At 69.5% G+C, this 5,091-nt stretch carries 5 protein-coding genes; 2 read left to right on the top strand and 3 right to left on the bottom strand.

Annotated elements, in window-relative coordinates:
• Window positions 1-172: 172 nt before the first annotated feature.
• The gene (locus tag ACGFRF_RS41500) at window positions 173-361 is read left to right on the top strand and encodes a hypothetical protein (RefSeq protein ID WP_393749303.1); all 189 of its coding nucleotides are present in this window, start codon (window positions 173-175) and stop codon (window positions 359-361) included.
• A 280-nt stretch (window positions 362-641) separates the two neighbouring features.
• On the opposite strand, the gene ACGFRF_RS41495 is transcribed toward ACGFRF_RS41500, so the two are convergent.
• From ACGFRF_RS41495 to ACGFRF_RS41485, 3 genes are read right to left on the bottom strand one after another with little or no spacing between them, the layout of a single operon-like run.
• Complete coding sequence (locus tag ACGFRF_RS41495; protein ID WP_393749301.1) at window positions 642-935, bottom strand: hypothetical protein; 294 nt, start codon at window positions 933-935, stop codon at window positions 642-644.
• A complete protein-coding gene (locus ACGFRF_RS41490) occupies window positions 932-1,240 on the bottom strand; it encodes a hypothetical protein (protein ID WP_393749299.1) in 309 nt (102 codons plus the stop codon). The genes ACGFRF_RS41495 and ACGFRF_RS41490 overlap by 4 nt, the downstream gene beginning before the upstream one ends.
• Window positions 1,231-3,750, bottom strand: a complete 2,520-nt coding sequence (locus tag ACGFRF_RS41485) for a Helicase associated domain protein (protein WP_393749297.1) — start codon at window positions 3,748-3,750, stop codon at window positions 1,231-1,233. The genes ACGFRF_RS41490 and ACGFRF_RS41485 overlap by 10 nt, the downstream gene beginning before the upstream one ends.
• An 856-nt stretch (window positions 3,751-4,606) precedes the next feature.
• Between ACGFRF_RS41485 and ACGFRF_RS41480 the strand changes: the two genes are divergently transcribed.
• Window positions 4,607-4,774 carry a hypothetical protein gene (locus ACGFRF_RS41480; RefSeq protein WP_171159365.1) on the top strand — a complete coding sequence of 56 codons (168 nt, stop codon included), beginning with the start codon at window positions 4,607-4,609 and terminating at the stop codon, window positions 4,772-4,774.
• Window positions 4,775-5,091: the final 317 nt, after the last annotated feature.

Raw genomic sequence — 5,091 nt, 5'->3', positions numbered from 1 at the left:
GAGCCGGCAACCGAAGGGGAAGGTTGATATGCCACCCCGACAGCCTCCCACTCACACGGCCACCAAACCCACCGAACTTACGAAAAGATCAGTAGAGGGCGGATCGGAACGTGTCGCAGACGGTATTCACACGCGACCGGAACTCGGCAAGGGCAAGACGTACAGGCTTGTCGTGACGTGCGTCGGGCGAGGCAGCGCACGCCTGACCATCGCCCCTACCACGTCGGGTTCCGACGCGCCGGTGCCCTGCGACCAGTCCGTGGTCCAACAACGCATTAAGGGCGATGGAGAGGTCCGGATCGATGTTTCCGGCGCCAAGGGCTCCACGGGTGTCCTCGCCTGGCAGATCAACACCCTCTAGAGAAGATCGGTGCCTGTGAGAGCGGTGTGCCGTCCGGTTCCCAGGCGGGACACCACCTCGCGCTCGCAAAAGCCACTTCGACTGCTTGTTGTCCACCGGCGCGCGGCCATCGCGCAGATCGGCGTTGGTTCATCGGCCGGTCCAGTAGACGGCTGGCCGTATGGGAACACCGCCGCGCAGGACTACCGCCACATCGTCGCGTGCCTGGGCTGCCACTTCGTCAAGGCCAGCAACAAGTACACCAGCCACGGGTGGCTCGAACTGAAGGAGGCAGCGGCGGTCACCAACGAACACGCCGCTTGGGGTGCTTGACTGTCGCCTCACCGTCGATCACGGCCGCGCCGTTGCCAGGGTTCCAGGTGGGGCCAGAGTGGTGAAGAGTCCAGGTCCCGGTTGCGGGCAGCGGCTGGGACCTGGAATTGCCCGCTGTATACGCCCCGTCCGGCCAGTGACGCTCGCTCGGCGCGGCCAGGGCCCAGGGGAACCGCTCCGCTGCTGCCAGGACGTCCTTCGCGTTCAGCGCCACGGCCAGCTCCTGGCCGTACGCGTCGGCGTCATGCTGCTCGGTGCTCACGCTGTGCCTCCCTTGTCTGTTGAGGTGCGGTGGGCGACCCATTCCGGATCGCGTACGGGCGCCGGCGCCCGCGTCTCGGTGACGGGGGCGCGCATAACGCGCCAGCTGGTGCACGGCGCGGTGACGGCGTGGACCAGGACGACGACGGCCTGCCGCTTGGTGCCGCCCTGGACGCATGCCCCGGTGAAGCGGATCTGATCGGCCGTCCAGTCGCCCAGGCGTCGCCGCGGGCGCAGCCGTCCGAGCGGGTAGCCGGCTGCGAGGGCGGCGACGGCCGCGGCGACGACGATGGCCATCATGTCCATCGCATGCCGATGGTGGAGAGCTGCTCGATCCGTTCCGGGGTCAGCGTTGCGGCCCGGCTGCGCTGGTTGCTCACCCATGCCCCCAGCTTCAGCTCCCGGACCTCCTGGTCCTCGCCGACGACCCGCTCGATGTGCTTGCGCGGCACGCGTAGGTGTCCCTCGCGGCCGTAGAACTGGCGGGCGGCAGCGTAGTTGAGGGCCCATTTGTCGGCTTGGGTACGGCGCGGCTGGGGTTGCTCGTCGTCGCCGGCGGGTTGGATGCCGAGGATGTGTTCGCACATCCACTGCTGCACGGCGGTGAGGTTGTCCCAGCCGAGCCGGACCGAGCGCACCCACCGTCCGAGGTCCTCGCCCTGGTGCACGACGCCGCCCGGCGACGTGGGCAGCTCGCCGCCGGCTTCGAGGTGGAGCCGGACGAGGTGGAAGGCGCGCTGCCACTCCACCGGCCAGCTCGGGCACCACGACGGGTCGATGTCCTCCAGCTGCTCGCGCCGCTCCTCGGACAGCGCCCCGGCCGCCGACTCCACGGGCAGGCCCTCGGCACGCCGCCGCTCGATCTTGGCCGCCTTGCGGGCGGCGGCTCGCTGGTTCTTCAGCCAGATGCCGACCTTGTAGCCCTGGTGGGTGGCGTCCAGTGGCGCGAGCAGGTGCCCGTTCTCCTCAGCCCAGCCGCGCGCGGCGGCGAGTCCTTCTTCCCATGCGACGTCGAAGTGGCTCCAGACCATGCCCAGCTTCTCCAGCTGCTGGACGCGGTCGGCGTCCATGTCGCCGCGGGCGTAGAACCGGCGCGCGTCGGCGATCCATTGCCCCAGCGGGAACCGGGCGAGCGCGGCCGGCCACCCCGCGGTCTCCGCCTTCTGGTCGTCGCTGGCGGGTACGCGGTAGGTGAACGGTACGCGCAGGTCGTCGTGCAACCGGTTGTAGATGACGGCGGCCTCGATACCGCGCCGCCAGTGCTCGTGCTCGGGGTTGAGGACGCGCAGGTTGATGAAGGCGGCCAGCTGGGCGGGGTCACGTGGCGTTGAGAATTTCATCAGCTGCCGGGCTGGTACCGACAGACGGTCACTTCGGTCGCTCTCTGCTCCCTCGCCTTGACCCTCCTGGCTCCCGCTGCGGCTCTGAACGCCTCTGACACGACTCTGCGCCTGCTGCTCGGCGAGCTGCTCCACCACGCGGGCGTCGTGGGCCCTGAGGGCTTCCAGGAGCTTGGCCAAGCCGCCGTACGCCCGTGAGGTGAGCATGTTGTCTGCCGTCTCGCCTGGCCCGAGCAGGACGGGCACGACCAGGCTGGCCACCTTCCCCTCGCCCGGCTGCATGCGCAGGGCGCGGCCGACGGCTTGGACGAGGTCGGGCATGGAGCCGCGGACGTCGGCCCAGTAGACGGAGTCGCAGTTCTTGGTGTCGACGCCCTCGCCCAGGACCTTCACCGAGCCCAGGAAGCCCTTCTCCACGACGGTGCCGTCCGTGGCGATGCCGGCTGCGAACTCGCCCAGCACACGGCGCCGGTGGCTGGGCTTGTGCTCGCCGCACAGCCAGTCCGCCCAGATCGTGCGCGGGTACAGCTCCGGCTCGGCGGCGTGTAGCCGCTTGGCGACCTCGGGAAGGCTGGCCGCGAACGCCTCAGCTTCCTTCACGACGTGGTGGAAGACGAGCGTCCGACGGAAGCCTTCCTCGGCTGACGCCTTCACCAGGGCGGTCTGGAGGGCTGCGAGCCGGGCCCCGCGGACCTCGTCCGAGCGGCCCTCGGCGCCCAGGAGCTGGGCGGCCCGGAGCTGGGTGTCGGTGATGTCCACGCACACCACCTGGTACGGCGCGCAGATGCCCCGGTCGATCGCCTCCGACAGCGTCAGCGTGCAGCAGCGGGCACCGAACGGCCCGTCCGGATCGTCCTCCATCGAGGCGACCAGCTCACCCGGCGCGCCCTGCTCCTGGTCCCCGTCCAACTGCCATACCCGGGGCGTGGCTGTCATGTACAGGCGGCGCAGGGCGGGGATGCGGGTGTTGTCGTGGACGACGGCCCACGGTTTGCCAATCCGGCCCGAGGTCCGATGCGCCTCGTCCACGACGATCAGGTCCCAGCCCGGAAGGCCGGCCTTGTGCGCGCGTTCCAGCGTTCCGAGCCCGAGGGAGGCGTACGTGGCGAACACCGTGACCTTGTCGAATGGCCGCACCCAGTCGACGAGTTCCTCCACGTCCGTGGTGTTGGGGAAGGACACCTCCTCACCCCGCAGGGAGGACACCCCGATCATTGGGCCTGTGCGGCCGCCCTCACGCCACGCTGCCTCGGTCTGGGCGAGCAGATCGAGGGATGGGACGAGCACCAGCACACGCCCCGCACGCAGTTCCTCGGCGCTACGGGTGGCTACGAGGGTCTTGCCGGTTCCGGTGGCCATGATGACCTGGGTCCGGAGGCCTCGCTCGGGCACGGTGGATCTTGCAGGGAATTCGAGGCCGCGAAGTACGGCGTCCACGGCTTCACGCTGATGAGGACGAAGTTCCTTCAGAGCCATTTCGATCTACCCTCTCCTGCGAGCCGGAACGACAGGTCTCACACACAGAACAACACCAAAGCGCCGACAGACAGCTGCGTTGGGACCCGGTGTCCCCAGCGCGACACCGGCCCCACCCCCCCGACCAGAGCACAGATGGCCTGCTTTCGCGAGGGTCGGCCCCCCACAGCCATGGAGCTATCTGAATCCAGAGCCTATCGCAGCATAAAAACGAAGCAGCCGTCCCGATAAATCGGCACGTGCAGCCACTGCGGTGCCATTCTGGACCTTCCAGACGGTGCAGGGCTGGTCGAAGACGAAGGTGCTGCAGTACGGCGCGACTTCGAAGGACGCACCCGGCAGCAAGAGCAAAGGTGCGCGGTGCGGCGGGAGCGGTAATCCGGGCCGCTGAATGGCGGCCCCGGGGGTATACGGCTGCGCATGGCACCGATGACTGAGCGCGTCATGTTCCTGCGGGCTGTGCGGCAGCTGCACAGGATCCGTTCCTTCTACGCGGGCGGTGTCCTGTTGTGGGGGGTGTGTGCCGCGTGGACGGGTTGGCAGGCGCCGGGGAGTCGGCAGATGTGGGCGTGCGTGCTCATGCTCGCCGTCTTCACGGGTCTCCTCGTCACCGCCAGCTTGTCCCTGCAGCGCCTCGAAGTCCCGAGGACGGGCCGGCCAGCGCACCACGCCGCCTCACACAAGGCGGCAGGCCCTCGTCACGCTCACGCCTGAGCTCCCGTCAGCCGTCAGCCGCCCCGTCTGAGCCGGCGCCTGGCTCGCACCGGGGAGCCGGCGGTAGTCGGGGTGGTCTTACGTCTGCGGTGGCGGTGTTCGGGCATACGGGCTTCACCCCCTTGTGAGAGGAGCTCGTTTCATGCTCGGCATAGTTGCGGCGGTGCTGTTCTTCGTGTCGTTTTTGATCAATGCGGCGGATCTCAGCACTAACGATGTGTTCTCTTCGACGAATGTGATGCTGCTGGGGCTGACTGCTCTGGCCCTACACGTGGCGGGTATCGGTTCCGGCTGGACCCGCAGACGCTGACCCCCCATCACCCTGGGCCTGGTGCAGTCCGCCCACGAGCCCCAGGCACCCCCTTCCTCTCGTCGCCAGCCTGGCCCGCGTCAGCGGGCCCAGCGGTTCTGGAGGCGCAGCCGGAAGGACCGTCCGGCGGGGGAGCGCAGCGGACCCGCCGCCCCCGGGACGGAGCGAAGCGGAGGCCCGGGGAGCGGGACGTAAGTCCCGCCGGTCCGGGAGCGCAGCGAACGGACCGTCAACCGCGGGGCGGGAGCCCCGCGGTTGTGGGGGGGGGGGGGGGCGGCCCCCCCCCCCCCCCCGCCCCCGGGGCCGCCCCCCCCCCC

Origin of the sequence: Streptomyces sp. NPDC048521 (assembly GCF_043199855.1) — a bacterium.
Lineage (GTDB): Bacteria > Actinomycetota > Actinomycetes > Streptomycetales > Streptomycetaceae > Streptomyces.
Note: the sequence above shows the minus strand (reverse complement) of the source record. Positions and strands in the feature narration are given on the sequence as shown.

Coding starts and splice junctions, on each gene's coding strand:
- ACGFRF_RS41480 (WP_171159365.1), top strand. CDS start 4,607: ATGCTCGGCATAGTTGCGGCGGTGCTGTTCTTCGTGTCGTTTTTGATC.
- ACGFRF_RS41485 (WP_393749297.1), bottom strand. CDS start 3,750: ATGGCTCTGAAGGAACTTCGTCCTCATCAGCGTGAAGCCGTGGACGCC.
- ACGFRF_RS41490 (WP_393749299.1), bottom strand. CDS start 1,240: ATGGACATGATGGCCATCGTCGTCGCCGCGGCCGTCGCCGCCCTCGCA.